Annotated in this window: 27 protein-coding genes and 1 tRNA gene; 5 read left to right on the top strand and 23 right to left on the bottom strand. The window is 62.2% G+C overall.

The genetic code is table 11. From position 1 onward, the window contains the following. Positions 1 to 190: 190 nt before the first annotated feature. Together BM118_RS00245 and BM118_RS00240 are read left to right on the top strand one after the other, a co-directional pair. Positions 191 to 580 carry a hypothetical protein gene (locus BM118_RS00245; protein ID WP_092180662.1) on the top strand — a complete coding sequence of 130 codons (390 nt, stop codon included), beginning with the start codon at positions 191 to 193 and terminating at the stop codon, positions 578 to 580. A gap of 123 nt (positions 581 to 703) precedes the next feature. Next, the gene (locus BM118_RS00240; protein WP_210189026.1) at positions 704 to 1,009 is read left to right on the top strand and encodes a hypothetical protein; all 306 of its coding nucleotides are present in this window, start codon (positions 704 to 706) and stop codon (positions 1,007 to 1,009) included. 115 nt (positions 1,010 to 1,124) lie between these two features. Here the strand turns inward: BM118_RS00240 and BM118_RS00235 are convergent, their stop codons facing one another. From BM118_RS00235 to BM118_RS00225, 3 genes are read right to left on the bottom strand one after another with little or no spacing between them, the layout of a single operon-like run. Continuing rightward, the gene (locus BM118_RS00235) at positions 1,125 to 1,595 is read right to left on the bottom strand and encodes a hypothetical protein (protein ID WP_092180657.1); all 471 of its coding nucleotides are present in this window, start codon (positions 1,593 to 1,595) and stop codon (positions 1,125 to 1,127) included. 8 nt (positions 1,596 to 1,603) lie between these two features. Continuing rightward, positions 1,604 to 1,831, bottom strand: coding sequence for a hypothetical protein (locus tag BM118_RS00230; RefSeq protein WP_092180653.1), 228 nt, complete (start codon positions 1,829 to 1,831; stop codon positions 1,604 to 1,606). A gap of 12 nt (positions 1,832 to 1,843) precedes the next feature. Then, positions 1,844 to 2,266: a hypothetical protein gene (locus BM118_RS00225; protein ID WP_143099386.1), complete on the bottom strand. Its 423-nt coding sequence runs from the start codon at positions 2,264 to 2,266 to the stop codon at positions 1,844 to 1,846. A gap of 333 nt (positions 2,267 to 2,599) precedes the next feature. Between BM118_RS00225 and BM118_RS39850 the strand changes: the two genes are divergently transcribed. Next, on the top strand, positions 2,600 to 3,058 hold the full coding sequence (locus BM118_RS39850; protein ID WP_143099385.1) for a GIY-YIG nuclease family protein: 459 nt from the start codon (positions 2,600 to 2,602) through the stop codon (positions 3,056 to 3,058). 43 nt (positions 3,059 to 3,101) lie between these two features. On the opposite strand, the gene BM118_RS39845 is transcribed toward BM118_RS39850, so the two are convergent. From BM118_RS39845 to BM118_RS00165, 13 genes are all read right to left on the bottom strand, one after another. Next, on the bottom strand, positions 3,102 to 3,554 hold the full coding sequence (locus BM118_RS39845; RefSeq protein WP_143099384.1) for a hypothetical protein: 453 nt from the start codon (positions 3,552 to 3,554) through the stop codon (positions 3,102 to 3,104). 59 nt (positions 3,555 to 3,613) lie between these two features. Continuing rightward, the gene (locus BM118_RS00220; protein ID WP_092180647.1) at positions 3,614 to 4,471 is read right to left on the bottom strand and encodes a GIY-YIG nuclease family protein; all 858 of its coding nucleotides are present in this window, start codon (positions 4,469 to 4,471) and stop codon (positions 3,614 to 3,616) included. 38 nt (positions 4,472 to 4,509) lie between these two features. Beyond that, positions 4,510 to 7,350 (bottom strand): class I SAM-dependent DNA methyltransferase, encoded by a 2,841-nt coding sequence (locus BM118_RS00215; RefSeq protein ID WP_092180644.1) that lies wholly within the window; start codon positions 7,348 to 7,350, stop codon positions 4,510 to 4,512. Positions 7,351 to 7,634: 284 nt separating this feature from the next. After that, a complete protein-coding gene (locus BM118_RS00210; RefSeq protein WP_092180641.1) occupies positions 7,635 to 8,183 on the bottom strand; it encodes a hypothetical protein in 549 nt (182 codons plus the stop codon). Beyond that, entirely contained in the window at positions 8,170 to 8,532 is a 363-nt protein-coding gene (locus tag BM118_RS00205) for an STAS-like domain-containing protein (RefSeq protein ID WP_092180638.1), read from the bottom strand. Before BM118_RS00205 ends, BM118_RS00210 begins: the two co-directional genes overlap by 14 nt. Then, on the bottom strand, positions 8,532 to 9,416 hold the full coding sequence (locus tag BM118_RS00200; RefSeq protein ID WP_092180635.1) for an STAS domain-containing protein: 885 nt from the start codon (positions 9,414 to 9,416) through the stop codon (positions 8,532 to 8,534). The genes BM118_RS00205 and BM118_RS00200 overlap by 1 nt, the downstream gene beginning before the upstream one ends. Positions 9,417 to 9,520: 104 nt before the next feature. Then, positions 9,521 to 9,598, bottom strand: a tRNA-Pro gene (locus tag BM118_RS00195). A gap of 124 nt (positions 9,599 to 9,722) precedes the next feature. Then, entirely contained in the window at positions 9,723 to 10,304 is a 582-nt protein-coding gene (locus tag BM118_RS00190) for a MerR family transcriptional regulator (protein ID WP_092180632.1), read from the bottom strand. 26 nt (positions 10,305 to 10,330) lie between these two features. Then, positions 10,331 to 10,672 carry an integration host factor subunit alpha gene (locus BM118_RS00185; protein ID WP_018456841.1) on the bottom strand — a complete coding sequence of 114 codons (342 nt, stop codon included), beginning with the start codon at positions 10,670 to 10,672 and terminating at the stop codon, positions 10,331 to 10,333. Positions 10,673 to 10,806: 134 nt separating this feature from the next. Continuing rightward, the gene (locus tag BM118_RS00180; protein ID WP_092180629.1) at positions 10,807 to 11,787 is read right to left on the bottom strand and encodes a beta-ketoacyl-ACP synthase III; all 981 of its coding nucleotides are present in this window, start codon (positions 11,785 to 11,787) and stop codon (positions 10,807 to 10,809) included. Beyond that, on the bottom strand, positions 11,784 to 12,845 hold the full coding sequence (gene plsX, locus BM118_RS00175) for a phosphate acyltransferase PlsX (RefSeq protein WP_092180626.1): 1,062 nt from the start codon (positions 12,843 to 12,845) through the stop codon (positions 11,784 to 11,786). The genes BM118_RS00180 and plsX overlap by 4 nt, the downstream gene beginning before the upstream one ends. Before the next feature lie 298 nt (positions 12,846 to 13,143). Continuing rightward, positions 13,144 to 13,713 (bottom strand): YceD family protein, encoded by a 570-nt coding sequence (locus BM118_RS00170; protein ID WP_092180624.1) that lies wholly within the window; start codon positions 13,711 to 13,713, stop codon positions 13,144 to 13,146. Beyond that, the gene (locus BM118_RS00165) at positions 13,710 to 14,261 is read right to left on the bottom strand and encodes a ubiquinol-cytochrome C chaperone family protein (RefSeq protein ID WP_092180621.1); all 552 of its coding nucleotides are present in this window, start codon (positions 14,259 to 14,261) and stop codon (positions 13,710 to 13,712) included. Before BM118_RS00165 ends, BM118_RS00170 begins: the two co-directional genes overlap by 4 nt. A 98-nt stretch (positions 14,262 to 14,359) precedes the next feature. Here BM118_RS00165 and BM118_RS00160 point away from each other — a divergent pair, with 98 nt between their 5' ends. Both BM118_RS00160 and BM118_RS00155 read left to right on the top strand, forming a co-directional pair. Then, entirely contained in the window at positions 14,360 to 14,845 is a 486-nt protein-coding gene (locus BM118_RS00160) for an outer membrane protein assembly factor BamE (protein ID WP_177233895.1), read from the top strand. Between the two features lie 117 nt (positions 14,846 to 14,962). Beyond that, positions 14,963 to 15,964, top strand: coding sequence for a Bug family tripartite tricarboxylate transporter substrate binding protein (locus BM118_RS00155; RefSeq protein WP_092180618.1), 1,002 nt, complete (start codon positions 14,963 to 14,965; stop codon positions 15,962 to 15,964). 276 nt (positions 15,965 to 16,240) lie between these two features. On the opposite strand, the gene BM118_RS00150 is transcribed toward BM118_RS00155, so the two are convergent. The 7 genes from BM118_RS00150 to nrdR form a co-directional block, all read right to left on the bottom strand. Continuing rightward, positions 16,241 to 18,361 (bottom strand): sodium-translocating pyrophosphatase, encoded by a 2,121-nt coding sequence (locus BM118_RS00150; RefSeq protein WP_092180616.1) that lies wholly within the window; start codon positions 18,359 to 18,361, stop codon positions 16,241 to 16,243. Between the two features lie 280 nt (positions 18,362 to 18,641). Beyond that, positions 18,642 to 19,640 (bottom strand): thiamine-phosphate kinase, encoded by a 999-nt coding sequence (gene thiL, locus BM118_RS00145; protein ID WP_092180612.1) that lies wholly within the window; start codon positions 19,638 to 19,640, stop codon positions 18,642 to 18,644. Between the two features lie 223 nt (positions 19,641 to 19,863). Continuing rightward, the gene (gene nusB / locus BM118_RS00140; RefSeq protein ID WP_027548253.1) at positions 19,864 to 20,361 is read right to left on the bottom strand and encodes a transcription antitermination factor NusB; all 498 of its coding nucleotides are present in this window, start codon (positions 20,359 to 20,361) and stop codon (positions 19,864 to 19,866) included. Between the two features lie 3 nt (positions 20,362 to 20,364). After that, on the bottom strand, positions 20,365 to 20,856 hold the full coding sequence (gene ribH / locus BM118_RS00135) for a 6,7-dimethyl-8-ribityllumazine synthase (protein WP_027548254.1): 492 nt from the start codon (positions 20,854 to 20,856) through the stop codon (positions 20,365 to 20,367). 112 nt (positions 20,857 to 20,968) lie between these two features. Next, positions 20,969 to 21,577, bottom strand: a complete 609-nt coding sequence (locus BM118_RS00130; RefSeq protein WP_092180609.1) for a riboflavin synthase — start codon at positions 21,575 to 21,577, stop codon at positions 20,969 to 20,971. A gap of 1 nt (position 21,578) precedes the next feature. After that, positions 21,579 to 22,727 (bottom strand): bifunctional diaminohydroxyphosphoribosylaminopyrimidine deaminase/5-amino-6-(5-phosphoribosylamino)uracil reductase RibD, encoded by a 1,149-nt coding sequence (ribD, locus tag BM118_RS00125; protein WP_092180606.1) that lies wholly within the window; start codon positions 22,725 to 22,727, stop codon positions 21,579 to 21,581. Continuing rightward, the gene (nrdR, locus tag BM118_RS00120) at positions 22,724 to 23,206 is read right to left on the bottom strand and encodes a transcriptional regulator NrdR (protein WP_011087793.1); all 483 of its coding nucleotides are present in this window, start codon (positions 23,204 to 23,206) and stop codon (positions 22,724 to 22,726) included. Before nrdR ends, ribD begins: the two co-directional genes overlap by 4 nt. Position 23,207 lies beyond the last annotated feature (1 nt).

Raw genomic sequence — 23,207 nt, 5'->3', positions numbered from 1 at the left:
TAACAATCGCCGGCCGCGCCGGAGCCGACCCTGCTACGATGTGTAGTAGGAAGTTACGATCCGTGCGCCTCTACAAAGTGTCGCGCAAAATACTACAACTTGTAGCGGGCTTTTCTATTGGGGCACTACATTCCCGCCTTTAACTTTCTTCTCGTGATCAACAGCGCACCAGCGCGAGAGGAGAAACGATATGCAAGAGAACTGTCCGGTGCTTACCCTCGCTCAAAAGTATGAGTTGCTCGCGAAGCAGTGGTTCGACCTCGACCGTGGGCACTGCTCCACGCGGCAAGACGCGATCCAAGACAAGCTCGTCTACTTGGCGCTCTGCGCCGATCATCTTCGGCCGCAAAGCATCACGGGAGTGAGGTTTCAAATCGAGTGCGCTCTGTCCGAGATGGACGTTGTTGTTCGGGGCGGCGATGCACCTCAAATCCGACTGGCGTCAGAACGGCGCGTGATGAAGCTGCTCAGGCAAGTGCTCATCTTCCTAGATGAGCGCAGCGCCGATCTCCCGCATGCGTGGAAGTTTGTCGTTCCAGCCGGTGACGGACAGCTCAAGCGGAAGTACGGCTCGAACTGAGACGAGAGACGAAAAGGAGATCAAGCGAACCGGAGCGGCGGCGCAGCGCCGCCGCTTCTCGCCCGAGAGAGCCATCAAATGAGAGAGGGCCATCAAATGAGAGCGACCGAGCGCCAAGCCAGATTGAAGCGAGCGAAAGAGCTCGCGCGGCTGGCGTTCGATGTGCTGAGGTTCGAGGAGCTCGTCGGCAACGTAACCGTGGAAGGCGAGCAGAAGCAGCTTCGCGAATTCGCGCAGCGAGGGCTGTCCGGTTCGCTCCTCATCCCATTTAGACCGACGCGGCTCGATGAGTTCTCGCGACTACAAATCAGGCATCTCGGCCGCAGGGTCCTCGAAATTCGATGGTCGAAGGCGGGCGACGTCAAGCTGGTCGCCTACGAGCCCGACGAGTGGGAAGAATTGCTCAACCAGCTTGCCAATGTGTTCTGATCTTCGTGCATCGTAGACACGCGAGCCAGTCGAGCTTTTCGCAAGCGAATTACAGCTGCCGTGCACTCAAAGGGCAGACTCTTTTCGTCGGTTCGTATCACCCTGCTTCTTCCCTTCATCGCTTCCGAGGGCTCACAACGGCTAAATCGTCTGCCGAAGGAACCGGGAGCTGAAGTCCAGCCGCGTGAAACCACTCGGCCCTGTCATAGAACTCAGCAAAATCGGCGGAGCCGATCGACGTGAGTATGTCAATTCCTTCGTCGGGGGTGATCTCTCGCGGTTCGCCGTCGTCTCCAAGATACCAAGCGGCCGCGTCCGGAAACTTGATCTGGACAGCAGGACGCAATGGAAGCGGAAGGGCGAAGCTCGAGGCCGAGTGCGAAGGGTGCTCTGTCGCCCACGCGACAAGCGCAAGATCAAGCACCGGACGGTTCAAGTGCGAGATATCGACCCACAGGTCGAGATCTTTTGTGGATGCGCCGTAGTGAGCAGCGCGCCCTTGCCCGCCAATGATCAGAAAGCGCACGCCGCGGCTGGTGAAGAGCCGCAGAAATTGACGCTGATATTCGTTGAGGCAGATGGTCACGCGCTCTGTCAGTCTCCGCGCGAGACGATTGCAAATCCTTCTTTGAGAGCCTCTTCGAATACCGGTTTGAGATGCTTGTCATTGAGGATTGCGTCACCTGGCTTGAAGCCAGCTACTGCACGCCACTCGAAGCCGGCGGTCGCGGACGGAAGCTGGGCAGGATCGAGCGCGTAGGCGATGCGGCCCGGTCCCTCACCGAAAGCGCCGCGCTCTTCAAACTTTTGAAGCCGGCTCATTCCTCCGATCTCCTAAACGTTGTCCAAGTTTTCGAGAAGCCATGGCTTGAACGCGTCCATCTTCGGCGTCCAAGCGTCCAACTTCGTCATCGCGCGCGCGATCATGAAGACGGCCGTTGCACAATCGATCTCCATCGTCTCTTCGCCGCTATGTTTCAGCCAGTAGTATTCACGATTGAGAACGTCGATCCATTTCTTCTTGCTCTGAAAGTGCTCCGCGGCTTTCGGGTGATCCCTCAGCCACGCGAACATGTGCGGGCCGTCGCGCTTGATCATGCCCTCCGCGGCGCCGGCGAGCGTCAGGGCGACGTCGAAGTCGCCACGCTGCAAAGCGTCAATAGCGGCGTCGATCTGGCGGCTCGCCGCCTCAGCAATTGTAAGATTGAGCGGAGCCGCGGGCAGCTGCGGGCCTCTCCATGTTGGCTGTTCCGTCATCGCGCCTGTTTATCCCATAAGCACTGAAATCTTTCGTTCGGCCCGCGGTAGCACCGAAGCAGCGGCGGATACCTTATCGAACCAATTGGAAGAGCGCACCAACGCCATTCCACCGTTGCGGGCAACAGTTTTGGTCGCAATGTCGGCCAATGGATAGCGGGCCGGTGAAAGGCCGGGCCCAATTCTCCGCGCGTCGAGGCACCGTTTCGCAACACCAATGCGGCCCTCATTGTGCTCGGCCGCCGGCGTAAATACCTCGTCTTGGGCTTCCTATGAAAGGCAGCAAGTCGCTACAAATACGTTCTGTGATCCAGGCAACATGAGGAGCAATCATTGAACGAGACGTTCCGCAATGCAACAGCGGCAACTCCCGAATTATTCCACAGGCTGATGACCTCGGAGCCGTTCCGGAGCAAGGGAATAGCGGCCCAAAGAGGCAAGTCTGGCGTCTACGCGTTCTTCGAGAACGCCGTACCGGTGCACGTCGGTCGAACCCGTAACTTGGGCGGGCGCTTGCGAGGACATGTCACAAAGAGCCCCTTTTCCGCATCGTTCGCCTTTAAGCGCACACGTCGGGAGAGGAACGTCGCTGCCACCTACGTTACGGTCGGCTCACGGGCTGAACTCGTAAAGGAAGCTGCGTTCGAAGCTGAGTTCGTTCGTCAAATCGAGCTGGTAAAATTGATGGATGTTCGATTTGTAGAAATTGCGGATCCGATTGCCCAATATTTGCTCGAGCTATATGCACACCTTGAACTCGGACTGGCCCTAGACGAGTTCAACACCCATTGAACGACGAGTTTCGATTGTGCCAGTGCCGGAAGCGGCGTTAGCCTCACCTTTTTAGGTGAGGTATCGCAACATCGATGACTACACCACCTCCATCGCGGGTGAACGCCTGGCATTCGACCGCGGCACCTTGAAGCTCAGCACGCGCTAATTCAGTCTTGTCTCGGAGCGCGATGCGGTGACATCGATGCGCAGCAGCCTCCAATGTCCTAACGTCAGCGCCAGTAACCGCATTTCCCGCCTTCGCGACGAGCCCGAACCATTTGTTTGGAGGGAAGCCGCTCGCATCCCAGTTCACGGAAACATAGGTCACGAACTTGGGGTCGCAGATCAGGACCATATCGGGTCGTTTGAAGAAGACACTGCCGCCGGAAGGAGAGAAGTGATCGAAATGTGTATTCGTCCGCTCAAGGATCCGGGCCGCTATCTCCTTGCATTCGGGCGTCTCGGCTGAATGCTCGCCGGCGGCTGTCGTTCGGACCGCCCCCAAAAACAGCACGATTAACGCTCCACACGCGGCGCACCAATGTCCGACGCTTGCTTCTTCGAAGAATCTCCTCATCGCCCGCCGGGACCTACCACGACGTTGTCTCTGGCTCGCTTATATTCTAGCAACTGCGACACCGCATCGTAAGAATGGTATCGCGCATAGACGCTCTTTGCGTTCCTCTCGCGCAGATCGGCTAGAGCGTCGGCCCAGTAGGCGACCATGGCGCGGCGAACTCCTTCGCGAGCAAAGAAACGTTCGGCTGTTGGGAAATCTTCGTCGAAGCTTACGCTCACGGCCCGTTCAGCGGCCTTATAATCAGCGTCTAGAACATCCCCACCACATTGGCCAAGCCACATGATCGTTTTTGGGTACTCCAAGATTAGGCGGTCGAGCACAAGGTAGTGCGAGAATTTTCCGTCTACTTGCGTTCGCGTGCTAAATGCAACTTCGTGGGGCCCTATGTTAAGGGTAAACCAACGCCCTCCGTTCGTTTGCGGGAGAACACTAAGTGTCCACGCACCCTGGATGTCGAGATTGCCGTACAACCCCGAGAGCTGAAACAAGCGAAAAAGAAACAAACGAACGTCAGGATTGCCGAAGAGTTGGTCCGTTCTAATGTGATCGACGCGGAGCGGTCCGCTAATCGAACGCAGGTGCTCTCTCGCCTCGCGCGCGGGCACGCTGAACAGCTCTTGGGTCCCCTCCACCTTCACGTTCCGATCACGAAAATGACGATGAGCCGCCATCTCGACTATTGCACAGTCAGTCACGTGGACGAAGTCCGACAACTCCCATGGACCGTGAGGAGCGTACGCCTCGCCACCGTTTATCCCGCGAAGCCTTTCGCCGATCGGCCGCTCAGTGCGACCGATCTTTATGAAATCGCTATTCGGTGAAATTAGAATGTAGACGAACCCCTGCCCCACTTCTTCGCTCTCGCCTTAGTGTCCGGTGTTGCTTCAGCTCACGCGCGCTGTTTGTTAAGCTCGAAGAGGCGTTCGAGCGCCTCCTCTTCTGAAATGTCAGCAGGCCAGCCGTAGGCGGCGGCGACTGCAGCATCGAGTTCGGCGTGTGCATTCGAAAGCCATGTAGGACGATCGTTGTAGAGGTTGGTGAGGGTGCGCTTCCTGACAATCTTCGCCGCATCCTCGTTGAGGGGAAGAACACGATCTGGAAACCCTGGAACAACCTCCGGCTCGCGACGGACCATGTCGGGAGGGTTCAGCCAAATCTCGCGCAATTCGTTCAACCGCTTGGCGGCCTTCGCAATCGCGCCTGCTCGATGGTCATTGGAGTAGCTCGCGGCCGGAATATTGGGCGTCAGCCCAACCGGAAACGGATAGGTCTCGAAGCAAGTTCCGATTGTATAGCGGGGATCATTGCCGACGCCGTGCCAGGATCCAACAGCGGTGGCCCATGCTTGATGAAAGCGGCTTTGGAGAACCCCCATGGTGACATCATCATCACGAGCAATGACCTGCAGCTTGTGATCTGGAACCACTGGCGACGATAACCAAGCAAAAATGCGATGTTTTGCTACCTCGGGAGTTACGATAAATCGCGAAAGGTTCTGCAGGGCCTTCCACATCCCAGGCCGCGGCTCCACATGCCGCCACCAGTTTTTGCGGTAAGCTTCTCGATTATTCTTTTCTCGTTCCGGCTTCACGTTAGCTAGCACATGGCCGAAAGGTGCCTCAAACAATGCAGCATCGGTCTCGGACATCGTCCATCCGAAATCGATTATCCACTTACCGGACGAGCGGCGCGTCACATCCATGCCGTTCATCCACGGTCGAAGCACGTCTGCATTCGAGCGCCCGTTCGGGTTTGCGGGCAGCTTTAACCATTGGCGCGCGAGGCTGCCTTCGACATCGAATGCACCCCCCTTGGTGTCACCCATAAAGGCAACATTGCGGTTCTCGGGAAGCCGTTTTGCTTTCGTCAGGTCTAGAGACGTACCGGTTAGATCCGAGTTGACCTGAGGAACCTCCTTGCCATTGAGCCTTACTAGTGCGCGATCGCTCAGAGAGCCGAAGCAAATGATAGAGACGCGCACGGCCGCCCCGTCAACTACCCACGCTTCATCGTCCCAAGCCTCAAAAATAAGCCCCTTTCCAGCGATCGGTTCTAAAACCCGTCGATTGGCGCCCCCACGCATGGAATTCGTCGTGACCAACCCTGCACGCTTCAGATCGCCACGCTGGACAAGCTCCCAAGCCTTGGCGACCCAGTAAGCAACCAAATCTGCTTCGGCCGGAACGCGCCCCTCGTAAGCAGCGAAAAGAGGTTCGACGTATTTGCCGCCAAGCACGGTTCTAAGAAGTTTGCCACCTAAGAATGGGGGATTTCCAACCACAACATCAGCCTTGGGCCAGGCCGCATCTCCATTGCTGTCCGTCAATATTGCATCCCGGCATTCAATCGTGTCGAGAGGCTTCAAGATCGGGCGATCAGACACGCCGAACCCGTTCCGACGCATCCACTGGATTTCACCGATCCACACCGACACGCGCGCCAGCTCCGCAGCGTACGGATTGATCTCAACCCCTTTAACTGCGGCGGGACCGACCTGCGAGAACTCACGCTGCAAACCGATCGCCTCCGCTTCGATGCTAACGCGATGTTCGATGTCCTTGAGCGCAAGAAGTGCGAGATACAGGAAGTTGCCCGAACCGCATGCAGGGTCAAGAACTCGAAATGCGCGAAGCTCGTTCAGAAAGAGACGATAGTCAGCTACTGCCTGGTCATGAGCTTTGGTCCGCGCACTAGCGGATTTCGCAGAATGTGATTTTTCGATCGCCCCGACGATTTTTGCTTTTGCTGCCTCCCAATGAGCGAGCCACGGCTCCACGATGACAGGGGTGACGATCATCATGATCTTTTCGCGATCGGTATAGTGTGCCCCCAACTGCGACCGCTTGTCCGGATCTAGCCCGCGCTCAAAGAGGGTACCGAGGATGGAAGGATCGATCTCCGCCCAATCCAATCTCGCAGCACTGAGCGCGATCTTGAGGTCGTCCGCATCAAGCGGCAATGCGAGATCATCATTGAACAGACCACCGTTAAACCAAGCCACTTGCTCGAAGCCGACCCGACCGCCCGACTTCATTGCCCGAAACAAGTCGCTTGCCAGTTCCTGAAAGCGATCCGGTGAGGTTGCAGCGTGTTCGAGCATCCGCTTGAACATGCCGTTTGGAAGAAGATCGACGTCCTCGGCGAACATGCAGAACACGAGGCGGTTGATGAAATGGGCTACCACCTCCGCGTTGTGGCCACGGTCGCGAAGCCGCTGTGCGAGCTTCGCGAATTCCGCGGCCGCTTCCTCCGTCAGCGTTTGCCGGGTCTTACCCGGCTTGAGCTGCTCGGGATCGGTGAAAACCCATTTGAGCTTCTCGCGGACCTTCGCATCACGAAGGTCTTCAAGGGCGAACTCATGCGTTTGAGACACCGTGTTGGTCCAGTTCGTATAGACACGGAACTGGTTCATATCGGAGACAACGAGCAGCGGTGGGTTCTCCAACGCGAGCGCGTACTGCTGCAGCTGCGCGAAAGCGGCGTTTAGGTCCTTGCGCTTGCCCTTGTACTCCCAACCGAAATGCGCGCGCTTCCAAACGTCTGCCCATCCCTCGCCACCGGTCGTTTTCGTTGCACCTCTCTCGAATGCATACCACTCGCCCTTCGGATCTACGTCGCTGGGCGTCGGCTCGCCGAGAAGGCGGCACAGATCGATAAAGTGAGACTGCGCGGCGGCGCGCTCAGTGAGTTCGGCGTTTCGCCACTTCCCTATGAACTGGTCCGGTGTCAATTAGTCTGTCCCCTGCTGGATCCCACCTTATCGTGCTACATCTGGTAGTAGCAACCCGTGCGGTTGGAGAGGGGCAATCTAGCGATACTGTTGGGTCGGCGCACCGAAACGAATTCTCAAGATTTCGGATTGGGACGCAGGTCCTCGATCGAGCTGCGGCGGCCGAGGGCGAGACTTCCAGTTGGTCGCGTATGAGGGGAGCGCATGGGAAGAGCTGCTGAAGTGAGTTTGGCCGGATCGAGCGTCAAATAGCGTTCTCCCCGAGGCGATCGGTCAGGCACGGACTAAGTTAGCATTCGATTGTTTGCAGTGATTATCTTCAAACCGGAATTCACGTAATCGAAGTCGTCCGTCATAACGTAAAGTTGTTCGACGGCGCAAAATGCGATCAAAACACGATCCGAGAAGTCCGCGCATCGATCGAAGCAAGCGTTCACGATGTCTGCGATTTGATAATGTCCACCGCCGACAGGCACAAACTCGCAATCGCTCACTATATTTAGACAGGTATCTCTCACACTTTCGAGCGTGGACCTAAAATCATCTGAAGCTCGATACTTCTTGAAGTAAGGGATCGAAGGATCAGCCTGCTTTGCTACGTCATACTCCATTTTGCAGCATCGGTTGAAAACTTCACCGATAACGTAGTCGTTCACGATGATTGTATTATCTGCGTCCAGCAGCTGCTTATATGCTGCGCTATAAGCATCGGCCCGCCTCTTCGCTGCTTCCGGATAAAATCCATTCACCAAAATCCAGACGTTAGCGTCGAACAGTACACGCTGGCCAGCCAGCTCCACCGCTGAGGCGGCGATGATGTTATTCTTCTTCATCTAGTCCGGTCGCCTTGAGGAATGCTGATCGAGCTGTTTCGGGATCGCGGAAAAATACTTTCGCTCGTTCGACCACCAATTTCAGACGGCTGAGGTGCCAAGGCTCGGCATGGACCGGCGGGGCCAGCATCGCCTTTAGCTGATCCTCTGTGAATTCCCCGTACAGCTGACCGACCGCAGCATTTAGAAATGCGGTCGTCATTCGAGAAACGTTTTGAAACGAGAGCGCGACGCGGTCGCCAGACCTCAAGGCGGCCAAAATTTCGTCGTGCACCTTGTTTCCGTCCGATGCAGCAACACAAATGCCGCCGCCAACGGTTTTCGCTATTTGAATAGTCTTAAGCGCCATTACCAAATTTCTTCCGCCTTGGGTCCGCCAACGAGATCATACAGGTTCTTGTCAGACGTATTAATCTCTAGAACCACGCTCGTTCCGGGAAAGGGGTGGGTAAGTCTGCCCTGGGTGACGCCTTTTCCGGTCTGCATCCAAAGTCCCGCGCCTGATACAATGGTGATCTTTCCACCGTTTACTCCGATGAAGTCCCTGAGCACCTTTGAGCCGAGGCCACCCGGGATGTCACCGCGTCGCGTAGTATTTCCGGGAGCCATTGCCCAATCGATGGCAGCGGCGTCGGACGACCGCACTATACCAGCTTCGCGCAGGGACCCGGGAATGGTGCGTCCTCCGTCCACTATACAAAAGTCCAAAAGTTTGGTCCGAGGATAGAACTGCCCGCAAACCACCACCGGGATAGGCGCTTTCGAGTGCAGTGCCGAATTTGCAAACAACTCGTCGATACCCTCGTAAAATTTGTTTTCAAGAGCTGGGCTCATCTGAGGCAGCTCACGTCGCCCTAAGTGCTGGCGGGCGTATTGGGAGAACTCTACAGCCGCGTCGAGCGCAAACTGTCGGACCGGCATAGTTGTCTTGGTGCGATCCTCGATACGATTTCGAAACAGTCCATTGCGCTGCAAGACGTTCTTTACCGCGGGTCGAGTGTTCATGCAGCGGACAACGTTGCCGAATATGCTTGCCCGGCGGGCTAGAATTAAAAAAGCCGACGCAAGGTGGCCGTCCATCCATTCGACGCCGGACATGTCGACGCGGATTTCCTTGTCCGCGAGCTTCTCAATGCGGCTGTGCAGTTGTGCCAACTGGGAAAATCCCGACACATCGGACCGGAGCCGCGGCGCATTGAGCGCAACCACGATCGCTTCAAGTTCACCGGGCATATCGATAATTCGGGAAAGGTGCTGACAAGGTGCCTACATGGACTGGAGCCGTGAACGCACCAATGCCGCCTCCTCCGCTATCCTATTGATCTTGTTGTTAAAAATGGTCGGAGCGAGAGGATTTGAACCTCCGACCCCTAGTCTCCCAGACTAGTGCGCTAACCGGGCTGCGCCACGCTCCGAACGTCGTTCCATTAGCTAGGATCGCCGCTTTGCGCAAGGCGAGGTCACACCATTTTGGTGTCCGGTTTGGTGCCTCTGCCCAAGGCCGCCGGAACTGGCCGCAAAGCCGGCGGAATGCGGCCCCTAGCCGTCCTTCAGCGCCAGGTCCAGCATCTCCCGGCAGGCGACGAGGTCGGCGAGCGCCCGTCCGAGCCGCTCCCGGTCCAGCGCGCTGGGGCCGGCGGGCGCGGCGGGGGTGCCGCCCTTGCGGAAGGTGGTGAGGATTTCCTCGTCGTCGACCTCCGTGAAGCGGAAGTCGATGCCTTCCTCTTCGTCGCCCTGGTAGTCGTCATCGTCGGCATCGGCGACGCCCTTGATCGGCGCCTCCTCGTCGTCCGGCTCCATCAGGCTCGCGCCGATGGCGTCCTCGATGGCCCCGAACGAGACCGCGGCCGCGCCGTCGGCGAGGCCCTGCACCGATTTGACGCCGTGCTCCTTCAGGATCCGCTGCACCCCGCGGATGGTGTAGCCCTCCCCGTAGAGGAGCCGGCGGATGCCCTTGAGCAGGTCGACGTCGTCGGGGCGGTAATAGCGGCGGCCGCCGCTGCGCTTCATCGGCTTGATCTGGGAGAACCGGGTCTCCCAGAACCGCAGCACGTGCTGCGGAATGTCGAGTTCCTGCGCTACTTCGCTGATGGTTCGGAACGCATCCGGCGCCTTGTCCAAATGCCAAATCCTTATCCGAAAGGCGATTAGGCCTCAGGTTGAGCCTTGCTGGCATCGCCGTTGGTGCGGTGCTGGGCGTTGATCCGCTGCTTCAGGATCGCCGACGGCTTGAACACCATGACGCGGCGCGGCGAGATCGGCACCTCGGTGCCGGTCTTCGGGTTGCGGCCGATGCGCTGGCCCTTCTTGCGGACCATGAAGGAGCCGAACGAGGACAGCTTCACCGTCTCGCCCTTCTCGAGGCAGTCGGTGATCTCCTTCAGCACGAGTTCCACGAACGCAGACGATTCCGTCCGCGACAGGCCCACCTTCTGGTAGACGGCTTCGCAGAGATCAACACGCGTTACGGTTTTACTTTGATCGGTCATCGCCCTGCCCCACATCACGGCGAACAATTGTTGTCTGAAATTATGAGGTTACGATACGGCGGTCAACAGCGCTCATCAATGCATACGCATCGATAATCCGCGCTGATTCCGGCAAAATTTTATCGACTGTGGCTCTACCAGCGCACCAGCGCCGAGCCCCAGGTGAAGCCGCCGCCCATGGCCTCAAGCAGAATCAGGTCGCCGCGCTTGATGCGGCCGTCCTTGCGCGCCACCGCCAGCGCCAGCGGGATCGAGGCCGCCGAGGTGTTGCCGTGACGGTCCACCGTCAGCACCACCTTCTCCGGCGCGATATGCAGCTTGTGCGCGGAAGCGTCGATGATTCGCTTGTTGGCCTGGTGCGGCACGAACCAGTCGATGCTGTCGGCATTGAGCCCGGTCGCCTCGAAGGCGTCGACGATCACGTCGGTGATCATGCCGACCGCGTGCTTGAAGACCTCGCGGCCCTCCATGCGCAGATGGCCGACGGTCTGGGTCGAGGACGGTCCGCCGTCGACGAACAGTTTTGCCTTGTGGCGGCCGTCGGACCGCAAATGCGTGGTGACGACGCCGCGGTCGGTCGCGGCGCTGCCCGGCTGCTCCAGCGCCTCTAGCACGACCGCGCCGGCGCCGTCGCCGAACAGCACGCAGGTGCCGCGGTCGTTCCAGTCGAGGATGCGCGAGAAGGTCTCGGCGCCGATCACCAGCGCGCGCTTGAAGGCGCCGGTGCGCAGGAAATTGTCGGCGGTGGCGAGCGCGAACACGAAGCCCGAGCACACCGCCTGCAGGTCGAAGGCCGCGCCGTGGTTGATGCCGAGCCCGTGCTGCACGGCGACAGCCGTCGCAGGGAAGGTGTTGTCAGGCGTCGAGGTCGCCAGCACGATCAGATCGATCGACTGCGCGTCCACGCCGGCATCGGTGAGCGCGGCCTGCGCCGCCTTGATCGCCAGGTGCGAGGTGAACTCGCCCTCGGCCGCAATGTGCCGCTCGCGGATGCCGGTGCGCTGGACGATCCACTCGTCGGACGTGTCGATACGCGCCGCCAATTGGGCGTTGGTCACCACCTGCTCCGGCAGGTAGGAGCCGCAGCCGAGCACGACCGAACGAATTTGAGTCACGAAACATCCTCCGGCGCGGGCTGCACGGAACTGAGTGCACCACCCTCGCGGTTGAGCATCTGATTGATCTTGTTCAGGAGATCGTAGTGAGCCATCTCATAGCCAACATCGATCGCATAGGCAAAGCCTTCGGCGCTGGTTCCGCCGTGGCTTTTAACCACCAGTCCGTTGAGCCCCAGAAACACGCCGCCATTGGACTTGTTGGGGTCCATCTTGTCCCGCAGGGCCTGGAAGGCGCTGCGCGCAAAGAGATAGCCGAGCTTGGACAGCCAGCTCCGTTGCATCTCGTTCCGGAGTAATTCCGCCATCTGCCGCGCGGTTCCCTCGGCGGCCTTGAGCGCGATATTGCCGCTGAAACCTTCGGCGACGATGACGTCGGCCAGCCCCTTGCCGATGCCGTCGCCCTCGACGAAGCCGATATAGTCGAGCTCCGGCAGGTTCCTCGCCCGCAGGATTTCACTGGCTTCGCGGATCTCCTCGTGCCCCTTGATCTCCTCGGCCCCGATGTTGAGCAGGCCGACCGTGGGGCGCGGCTTGTTGAACAAGACGCTTGCCATCGCCGCCCCCATGACGGCCAGCGACACCAGATGGTGCGCATCGCCGCCGATGGTGGCGCCGAGGTCGAGCACGACGGACTCGCCGCGCTTGGTCGGCCATATCCCCGTGATCGCCGGGCGGTCTATGCCCGGCAGCGTGCGCAGGTGGAAGCGCGACATCGCCATCAGCGCGCCGGTATTGCCGGCGGAGACCGCGACCTCCGCCTCGCCCTTCTTCACCGCATCGATGGCAAGCCACATCGAGGAGGTCCTGCGGCCGCGGCGCAGCGCCTGGCTCGGCTTGTCCTCCATGCTGACGGCGACGTCGGTATGAACGATCCTGGAAGCGGCCTTGAGCGCGGGGTGCTTCTCGAGCTCGGGCTCGATCCTGGCGCGGTCGCCGACCAGCAGGAATTCGGTCTCGCGATGCCTCTGAAGCGAGATGGCGGCGCCTGGAATGACCACGGCGGGGCCGACATCGCCTCCCATGGCGTCAAGCGCGATGCGAACCTTGCTTAGCATAAAAGTCCTGGAAACCTGGTCTGGTGCGGTCTTCAACGAGCGGGGGCCGCGAAATGGGTTCGCCACGGACATGGCGACGGCCAGGCGCCACGCCGCGCCCGGACCGGGGCGCGACAATAGCGTTTTGTTATCCCGAAACAACCTCTTGCCCCCAGCCTTTTGCATTCGGGGCGACCCGGCGGAAAACGCCAAAATTCGGAAAGAAATATATAGAAATCAAATAGATGAAACAGGCTTTCAAACCACTCAAGCAAAGACCTCGCGCGGTCTGGCAAGCGGTCTTACGGGGAATCGGCAGCTACTGGCCTTTCTTCTTGTCCTGAAGCGCCTTCAGCGCTGCGAAGGGATGGTCCTCCGGGTCGAGGGCAACGACCTCCGTCTCGAACACGGCCCCCGGCTTGCGCGGATAGGGGTCGATCGCCAGGAACAAGGCATCGGTGGCGAGCCGGCCGAGGTCGATGATGCCGTTGATGATGGCCTCCGGCGGGTCGATGACCTGCGGCGGCGCCTCGTCGTCCTGCCCCTCCTCGATCAGGTCGGACAGGCGGCGCGCCTCGGCCTCGGGGGCGAACGTCAGGTCCACCTCCTCCTCGATCTCGCTCTCGATCGGATCGAGCGTGACCACGCAGGTCTGGCCGACCCGGGCGCGGACGTGGCCCGTGACCTGGACCCGGCCGCCGCTTCTCGGCACGACGTCGAAGCTGGCGTTGGCGGACAGGACCTCCCGCACGCCCGCGACCTCCGCCATCACCTTCCGTTCGGCGGCCGAGGCCTCGATCTCGCGGTGCAGGCCGCTGTCGGGAATCTGCGCAACGATGACGGGGACCCGCCAGGGATCGGGCTCGGATCCAGTATTCGGTCGGCTCATGGCGTGACATCCTCGGAAAGCGCCGGGGGAAAGTCGAAGGACGCGCGCAGCAGCGCGGCCTCGTCGGTCCGGCCGAGATCGGCATCCGTGGCCCGCGCGTAGGCCGCGAGCCGCTTCGCCTGGTCGAGGCCAGCCCCATTCAAGATATTCTTGCAGATCGCCGCCGCCAGCGCCTCACCGCCACCTTCGATCGCCTGGTCGTAGGCCTGCACCCGGCCGTAAAAAGCCTCGCCGAAGGCCCGCATCCGCTTCGGCACGGTCTGGTCGCCCACCCCCATCTCCCGCAGATTGTCGTCCATGTCTTCGCAGAAACGGTCGAACAGCGCCTGCGACAGCTCCGTGGCGCCCTGAACCGTGCGCAGGCGGCGCAGCAGCAGCCAGAGATGGAGCAGCAACAGATCGAAACGCCCGTTAACCGTATCCGGTACGCCCAAGTCGCGGTAAAATATGGGTTCTCGCGCCTGCGTCACGATCATGCCATAGATGGCTTCAATGGTGCCCGCCGGGGCTAGCCGGGGTTTCCTGAAGTGATTGAACGGCCAAAGCATTGTGGTTTCCGCAAGCGGGCGCGCGTGTGTTGCATTCAGAGCCTCCGCCCGGTACTTCAGCGCCTCGCGCGACGCAAGGGGACGGAATCAGTTCCGCTATGACGATAACGAACCAGACCAGCCCGCGCGCAGACAAGCGGCGCGGCCTTCATGCACGCTGGCGCGGCCTGCGCATGGCCGCCGCTGCGGCCTTGGTCGGCGTGGCGCTAGCGGGCTGCACCGGCGAGCAGTTCCAGAAGGGCTACATCCTGCCGCCCGGCGCGCTCGAGCAGATTCCGATCGGCGCGAGCCAGGACCAGGTGCTGATCGTGATGGGCACGCCCTCCACGGTCGCGACCCTCGACGGCGAGGTCTTCTACTACATCTCGCAGCGCTCCGAGCGCAAAGTCGCGTTCATGAATCAGCAGGTGGTCGATCAGCGCGTGATCGCGATCTATTTCGACAAGAACCGGCGCGTGCGCCGGCTGGCGAATTACGGCCTCCAGGACGGCAAGATCTTCGACTTCATCAGCCGCACCACGCCGACGTCGGGCCAGGAGATGAGCTACCTCACGCCGCTGTTCAAGCTGCTCAGCTTTAACTGAGCCTTCAGCCTGCGGCGTCGTGCCGCCCTTCGCGCGGCCCTAACCGTCGCGTGCGACTTGCCGTTGCGCGCCGGGTTCCATACGCTCCCCGCAAAACAAGAAGCAGGGAGTGGATTCGTGCCTAAAACGTTGTTGTCCCGCCGCCGTGTGCTCACCGGCGCTGCCGGCCTGTCGGCCGCAGCGATCCTGCCGCGATCGAGCCTGGCGGACTGGAAGCCCACCGAAAACGTGCGCCTGGTCGTGCCGGCTGCGGCCGGCGGTTCGACCGACGTCATGGGTCGGCTGCTGGCCGCCCATCTGCAAACCGCCTGGGGCCAGTCGGCCGTCGTGGAAAACCGCTCCGGCGGCGGCGGCACGATCGGCACCGCCGAGGTGGTTCGCGCCAAGCCGGATGGCCACACCATCCTGGTCGGCAACCCCGGGCCGAACGCGATCGCCTACAGCATCTTCAAGAACCTCACCTACAAGCCCGACCAGCTCCAGCCGGTCTCCAACATGATCCGGATCCCGAACATCGTCTCGGCGCATCCGAAGACCGGCATCAAGTCGGTCGCCGAGCTGATCGCCTATCTCAAGGCCAATCCGGACAAGCTCAGCTATGCCTCCTCCGGCGTCGGCCAGAGCCCTCACCTGACCGGCGCCTGGTTCCTCCAGCTCACCGGACTGAAGATGACGCACATCCCGTTCCGCGGCGCAGGTCCCGCGCTCCAGGCCGCGCTCGCCGGCGACATCCAGATCCTGTTCGACAACCTCTATCCGAGCCTGCCGCAGGTCCAGAACGGCACGCTCACCGGTCTCTGCGTGACCACCCCCGAGCGCAGCGACCTCGCACCGAACCTGCCGACCATGCGCGAGAGCGCGCCGGAGCTGGCCAATTTCGACGTCTCGTCCTGGTTCGCGGTGTTCCTGCCGAAAGGCGTCCCTGCCCCGGTCCTCGAAGCGCTCAACCTTCAAGTGAAGGCGATGCTGGAGCGCGACGACATCAAGAAGAACATCGCCGCCATGGGCGCCCGCGCCGACTACGGCACGCCGCAGCAGTTCGCCGATTTCGTGGACGCCGAGACGAAGAAGTTCGCCGGCATCATCCAGAAGGAAGGTTTGCAGATGGACGTGCAGTAGGCGGGCTCGCTTGCGGCGCCGGAGATTTGAGCCAGTTGAAGGCGATGAGGACGGCCGCCGCCAGCGCGACCGCCAGCATTGTACGAGCACCGGATTGCCGGCCACCGGTTTGCACCTTGCCGCAAGTCGGACAGACCGTGTCGGCCATCAGCATGTCGCAGCCGCACCGGATACACTTGGTCGTCTCGAACTTCATGGCGACGGTCCCCCGTAAGGCGCACAACAAAAAACCCGCGGTTTGCACCGCGGGTTTGTCGTTTGTAGAGCCCTGCAAGTTCAGTGCGCCAGGACCGCCAGCAGCAAGAGCGCCACGATGTTGGTGATCTTGATCATCGGGTTCACCGCGGGGCCGGCCGTGTCCTTGTAGGGATCGCCGACGGTGTCGCCGGTGACGGCGGATTTGTGGGCATCACTACCCTTGCCGCCGTAATGGCCGTCCTCGATGTACTTCTTGGCGTTGTCCCAGGCGCCGCCGCCCGAGGTCATGGAGATCGCGACGAACAGGCCCGTCACGATCACGCCGAGCAGCATCGCACCGACCGCCGAGAACGCTGCAGACTTGCCGACCGCACCGCCTCCGGCGATCGCGTAGATCAGGAAGTAGACGACGATCGGCGACAACACCGGCAGCAGCGAGGGGATGATCATCTCCTTGATCGCCGCCTTGGTCAGCAGGTCGACCGCCTTGCCGTAGTCCGGCTTGTCGGTGCCCTGCATGATGCCCGGCTTCTCGCGGAACTGACGCCGCACCTCCTCGACGATCGCGCTCGCGGCACGGCCCACCGCCGTCATGCCCATCGCGCCGAACAGATACGGCAGCAGACCACCGAACAGGAGGCCCACCACCACATAGGGATTGTTCAGCGAGAAGTCGGGATTGACGCCGGCGAAGTAGGTGTGATGCGCGGAGTCCGCAACGAAGAACTTGAGGTCCTGGTTGTAGGCCGCGAACAGCACGAGCGCGCCGAGACCGGCCGAGCCGATCGCGTAACCCTTGGTGACCGCCTTGGTGGTGTTGCCGACGGCGTCGAGCGCGTCGGTCGACTTGCGCACCTCCTTCGGCAGGCCCGCCATCTCGGCGATGCCGCCGGCGTTGTCCGTCACCGGACCGAAGGCGTCGAGTGCGACGATCATGCCGGCCAGAGCCAGCATGGTGGCCGTCGCGATCGCGATGCCGAACAGGCCGGCGAGGCTGTAGGTGACGAGGATGCCGGCGATGATGACGATCGCGGGCAGCGCGGTCGCCTCCATCGAGATCGCAAGGCCCTGGATCACGTTGGTGCCGTGGCCGGTCACCGACGCAGCCGCAATAGACTTCACCGGACGATAGTCGGTGCCGGTGTAGTATTCGGTGATCCAGATGATCAGCGCGGTGACGATCAGGCCGACGACGCCGCACTCGAACAGCGACATGCCGGTATAATCGACACCGTCGAGCTTGCCGAAGCCGATCAGCGTGTAGATCACCACGGCAATGCCGATCAGCGACAGCACGCCGGTTGCGATCAGGCCCTTGTAGAGCGCGCCCATGATCGACTGGCTCGGCCCGAGCTTGACGAAGAAGGTGCCGATGATCGAGGTGATGATGCAGATGCCGCCAATGGCGAGCGGCAGCGTCATCATGCTCATGAGGATCGGCGTCTTGGCGAAGAAGATCGCCGCGAGCACCATGGTGGCGACCGCAGTCACCGCATAGGTCTCGAACAGGTCGGCGGCCATGCCGGCGCAGTCGCCCACGTTGTCGCCGACGTTGTCGGCGATGGTCGCGGGATTACGCGGATCGTCCTCGGGGATGCCGGCCTCGACCTTGCCGACGAGATCGCCGCCGACGTCCGCACCCTTGGTGAAGATGCCGCCGCCGAGACGGGCGAAGATCGAGATCAGCGAGGCGCCGAAGCCGAGCGCCACCATGGCGTCGACGACGACGCGGCTGTCAGGCGCCAGCTTCAGCGAATAGACTAGGAAGCCGAAATAGAGGGTCACGCCGAGCAGCGCGAGACCCGCCACCAGCATGCCGGTGATCGCGCCCGCCTTGAAGGCGAGCTCGAGGCCGCCGGCGAGCGACGTCGTCGCGGCCTGGGCGGTGCGCACGTTGGCGCGAACCGAGACGTTCATGCCGATGAAGCCGGCCGCCCCCGACAGGATGGCGCCGATGGCAAAGCCGATCGCGACATAAAGCCCGAGGAAATAGACAAGCAGCACGAAGATGACGATGCCGACGATACCGATCGTGGTGTACTGACGCCGCAGATAGGCCTGTGCGCCTTCGCGCACCGCAGCTGCGATCTCCTGCATGCGCGGCGACCCCGCATCCGCGCTCAACACCGAAGACGTCGCCCAAATCGCGTAGACGACGGAAAGCACTCCGCAGAGCACTATCAACCATAATGCTGTCATGTGATTTTTTGCCTCAGATCCTTGATGTACCCCCGGCGCCTTTTATTGTCCGTCGTGCGGTGCGGCGCCTTGATTTCGAACAAGGCCGCCCCTTTCCCGAAGAGGCGGCCTCAGTCGGTCGCGAGCTTGCCAAAATCAACTTGATGGTGCAACGCCGGAAGCGGCCGAAAAAGCCGATCTCGGCAAGTATTTAGGCCAAGTCCTGCGCAAGTCCTGAGCTTCAAGTCCTGAGCTTCAAGTCCTGAGCCCTGAGCCTGGACGCCGCGATTTGGAGCAATTCCTAGAAGTGGCTGTAGGACAGCCGCTTCAAAGCCAGTTCCTGGCCCTGCCCGTCCAGGAAGCGCGGCCGCGCGCCGCCCGCGACGATCGTGCCGATCGCGGTGACCGCAACGCCGACGGCCCGCCCCGCGGCAATCAGCGCATCGCTTTGCGCCGGCGCAACGGTGCACAGCACCTCGTAATCGTCGCCCCCGGCAAGCAGCGTCTCGACGCAAACCGCGTTGCGGGCAATCAAGTCCGCCGCCGCGGCCGAGAGCGGCACGTTCGCCACGTCCACGGAGGCCGAGACGCCCGACGCCGCGCAGAGTTTTGTCAGGTCGCCGGCGAGCCCGTCGGAGACATCCATCGCGGCCGACGCATGGTCGCGCACGGCCCGCGCCAGCACGTTGCGCGGCTGTGGGATGCGATAGCGCGAGACCAGAGATTCCCTTGCAGCGGGATCGGACGCGAGCGCCGCGGCCACCACGCCGCCCGTGAGCACGTCGAGGCCGAGCGCGGCATCGCCGATCGTGCCCGTCACCATGATGCGGTCGCCCGGCCTTGCGCCGGTGCGACCAACCATCTGTCCCTGCGGCACGCGGCCGAAGGCGGTGATCGAGATCATCTGCGGTCCCGGCGTCGACACCGTGTCGCCGCCGAGCAGCGGGCACGCGAAGGTTGTCGCATCCTCGCCCAGCGCATCCGCAAACGGCCTGAGCCAGGCATCTTCCTTGCTCCGCAGCGCCAGCGTCAGGACGAAGCCGGCGGGCACAGCGCCCTTGGCCGCGAGATCGGACAGGTTCACCCGCAACGCCTTGCGCGCGATGGTGTCGGGCGGGTCGCCGGCAAGATAGTGCACGCCCTCGACCACGGCATCGGTGGTGACGACAATGTCGTCGCCGGAGGAGGACAGGACCGCGGCATCATCGACCAGGCCGAACGCACCGGGATCGGTCGCCAGCGGCTTGAAATAGCGCGCGATCAGGGCGTCTTCGGCGGAGGTTTCCGGTGCGTTCGTCATCGGCACTAGCCCCAAACTCCACTGTCATCGCCCGGCTTGCCGGCTTCGCTGAAGCTTCGCCGGCCGAGCACCCTTGTGGGCCCGGCGTAGCCTAGCGGAGCCGGGACCGGGCGATCCAGTACGCCGAGACGCCTGATATAGACAACCGCTGCCGCGGCGTACTGGATCACCCGCCCCAGTGCGCAACTGCGCACAAGGCGGGTGATGACAGCGGAATGTGTAACTACCCCCGCCCGAACTCGTCGCCGCGAAACTGGCGGCCGATCTGGTCGAGCACCGCGTTCACCATGCCGGTCTCCTCGCGGTCGACGAAGGCATTCGCAACGTCGACATATTCGGAGACGACGACACGGCCCGGCACGTCCTTGCGATGCTGGAGCTCATAGGCCCCTGCCCGCAGCACGGCGCGCAGGATCGCCTCGATCCGCTTCAAGGGCCAGCCCTTCGACAGCGCCTCGTCGATCAGGGGGTCGAGCTTCTTCTGGTCACGCACGACGCCGGAGACGACGTCGCGGAAGAACGCGGCTTCGGCCGGCAGATAGGTGTCGCCCTCGACCTCGTTGCCGAGCCAGTGGCTCTCGAACTCGGCGAAGATGTCGTTGATGCCGGCGCCGGCGATGTCCATCTGGTACAGCGCCTGGACGGCCGCGAGCCGCGCCGCACCGCGCCGGTTCGCCTTCTTCTCCGGAGCGCCTGCCGGCTTCTTGTTGTTGTCAGCCATGGCTCAGGCCCGCGCCAGACGGCGCTTGATGCGCAGCATCGCCAGCGCCGCGCGCGCGGCATCGCCGCCCTTGTCGAGCTCGCTGGCGCGCGCCCGCGCCCAGGCCTGCGCCTCGGTGTTGACGGTGAGGATGCCGTTGCCGAGCGGCAGCTTGCGCGAAACCGCAAGGTCCATCAGCGCGCGGGAGGATTCCTGCGAGACGATCTCGAAATGGATGGTGTCGCCGCGGATCACGCAGCCGAGCGCGATCACCGCGTCATAGGGCTTGCCGTTGGCCGCTGCGGCATCCACCGCAATGGCCACCGCCGCCGGGATCTCCAATGCACCGGGAACCGTGATGACGTCATGCGTCAGGCCGGCGGCCTTCAACTCGGCCACCGCACCGTCCAGTAGCGCGTCCTGGAGATCGTCATAGAACCGTGCCTCGACAATCAGCGCACGTGCGCCGGAAATGTCGGTCTGGTCCTTCAGGGGTGCGCGCCGCGCGTCTGCCATGGTCAACCTATTCTGTCATTGCTGGGCTTGCCCCGGCAATCCGTCGGGCAAGCCCCTCTTAAGAGGATGGATGCGCGGGTCAAGCCCGCGCATGACGAACTTTATCCGCCGGTCACTTCATTTCCGTCAGCCGCGCCGCGTAGCGGGCCATCAGGTCGACCTCGATATTGACCTCGGCCCCTGCCTTCCAGCCGCCGATCGTCGTGACCGTCAGCGTGTGCGGGATGATCAGCACCGAAAAGGTCACGTCCGCAACCGTATTGATCGTCAGCGAGACGCCGTCGAGCGTGATCGATCCCTTGGTGGCGACGAACCGCGCCAGTTCGCGCGTCGTGGAGAGCACGAACCGCGCCATGTCGGGCAGGTCCTCGCGGCTGACGATGGTCGCGATCCCGTCGGCATGTCCTGCGACGATATGGCCGCCGAGCTCGTCGCCGATCTTGAGCGCGCGTTCGAGATTGAGCCTGGTGCCGACCTTCCAGTGCTTTGCCGTCGTCAGCGCCAGCGTCTCGGCGGCCGCATCGACGTCGAACCAGGTTTTGCCGCCCTCGACACCTGAAGCGACGACCGTGAGACAGACGCCGTTGCAGGCGATCGAGGCACCATCGGCAATGGTGGTCTGATCATAGCGGCAGGCGATGCGCAGCCGGTGCAACTGGCCCTGCGCCGTTGGCGTGAAGCTGACGATCTCGCCGAGATCGGTGACAATGCCGGTGAACATGTTAGGCGCGCTCGTAGATGGTGAGAGTATCCTTGTCGAATGTTTCGCTAGCATGAACCTTGTAGGCCTGCGACTGCGTGATTTTCGACAGGGGCAATGCATCGAGCGCATCGACGCCGCCACTGCCCACCTCTTCCGCGCCGCGGAACAGCCAGATCTCGTCGACGAGATCGGCCGCCACGAACGAAGCCGCAACGCGGCTGCCGCCCTCCACCATCAAGCGCGAGATGCCCTTCCCGGCCAGCGCATGCAGCACGGCCGGCAGATCGAGCCCGGAGGCGTTTCCCGCCGGTACGCGGATGATCTGCGCGCCGGCTGCTCCAAGCCGCGTGGCGGCTGCAGCCTCGGCGAGTTCGGAGCCCACCACCCACAGCGGCGTCTCACGTGCGGAGCGCACGAGCTGGCTCGATGCGGGGATGCGCAGGCTCTGGTCGAGCACCACGCGCACCGGCGAGCGCGCCGCCATGCCCGGCAGGCGGCAGGTGAGAAGCGGATCATCCGCCAGCGCCGTGCCGATGCCGACCAGGATGGCATCGCTCTGCGCGCGAAGCAGATGCACGCGGTTGCGCACAGCTTCGCCGGTGATCGCAACCGGCTTGCCGCCGGCGGCGCCGATCTTGCCGTCGGGCGAGACCGCGAGCTTCAGGATCACATGTGGGCGCTTGCCACGAATGCGGCGGAAATGCCCGGCGTGGTCGAAGGCGGCCTCCGCCGCGCACAGACCGACGTCCACATTGATGCCGGCGGCGCGCAGGCGCGCATGGCCCTGGCCCGCGACTTCAGGATTGGGATCCTCGATCGCCGCCACCACGCGCGTGATGCCGGCGGCGATCACCGCGTCCGCACAAGGCGGCGACTTGCCGAAATGCGAGCAGGGCTCGAGCGTGACGTAGAGCGTGGCCCCGCGCGCCGCCTCACCCGCCCGCCGCAGCGCCTCGGGCTCGCCATGCGGACGCCCGCCGGGTTGCGTCCAGCCGCGGCCGACGATGACGCCGTCCTTCACGATGACGGCGCCGACAGCCGGATTGGGCCAGGTCCGCCCCTGCCCGCGCCGGCCGAGCGCCAGCGCAAGCAGCATGAAGCGGCGATCGGCGTCCTTGGATTCGCGGATTTTCTGCGCGAACTGATCCTCCAGGATGCGGAAGATCATTTGCGGATCGCGGCGAGCCGCGCTTCCTCCTCGCCGGAGAGCTCGCCGAGCACGTCGGCGAAATCCTTGGCCTCGCGGAAATTGCGGTAGACCGAGGCGAAGCGCACATAGGCGACGTCGTCGAGCGTGCGCAGATGCTCCATCACGGTCTCGCCGATCACCTCGGAGGAGATCTCGGCTTCGCCCCCGGTCTCGAGCTCGCGCACGATGGTGGAGACCATCTTCTCCACCCGCTCCGGCTCGACCTGGCGCTTGCGCAAGCTGATCTGCACCGAGCGCATCAGCTTGTCGCGGTCGAACGGCACACGGCGGCCGTTACGCTTGATCACCGTGAGCTCGCGCAGCTGCACGCGCTCGAAGGTGGTGAAGCGGAAATTGCAGGCGACGCACACGCGCCGCCTGCGGATCACGGACGAGTCCTCGGTCGGACGCGAGTCCTTTACCTGCGTATCGAGACTGTTGCAGTTCGGGCAGCGCATC

It is taken from the genome of Bradyrhizobium sp. cf659 (assembly GCF_900113725.1).
In the GTDB taxonomy this organism is placed as follows: Bacteria; Pseudomonadota; Alphaproteobacteria; order Rhizobiales; family Xanthobacteraceae; genus Bradyrhizobium.
The sequence above is the reverse complement of the archived record's forward strand: the minus strand, read 5'-3'. Positions and strand labels throughout refer to the sequence as shown.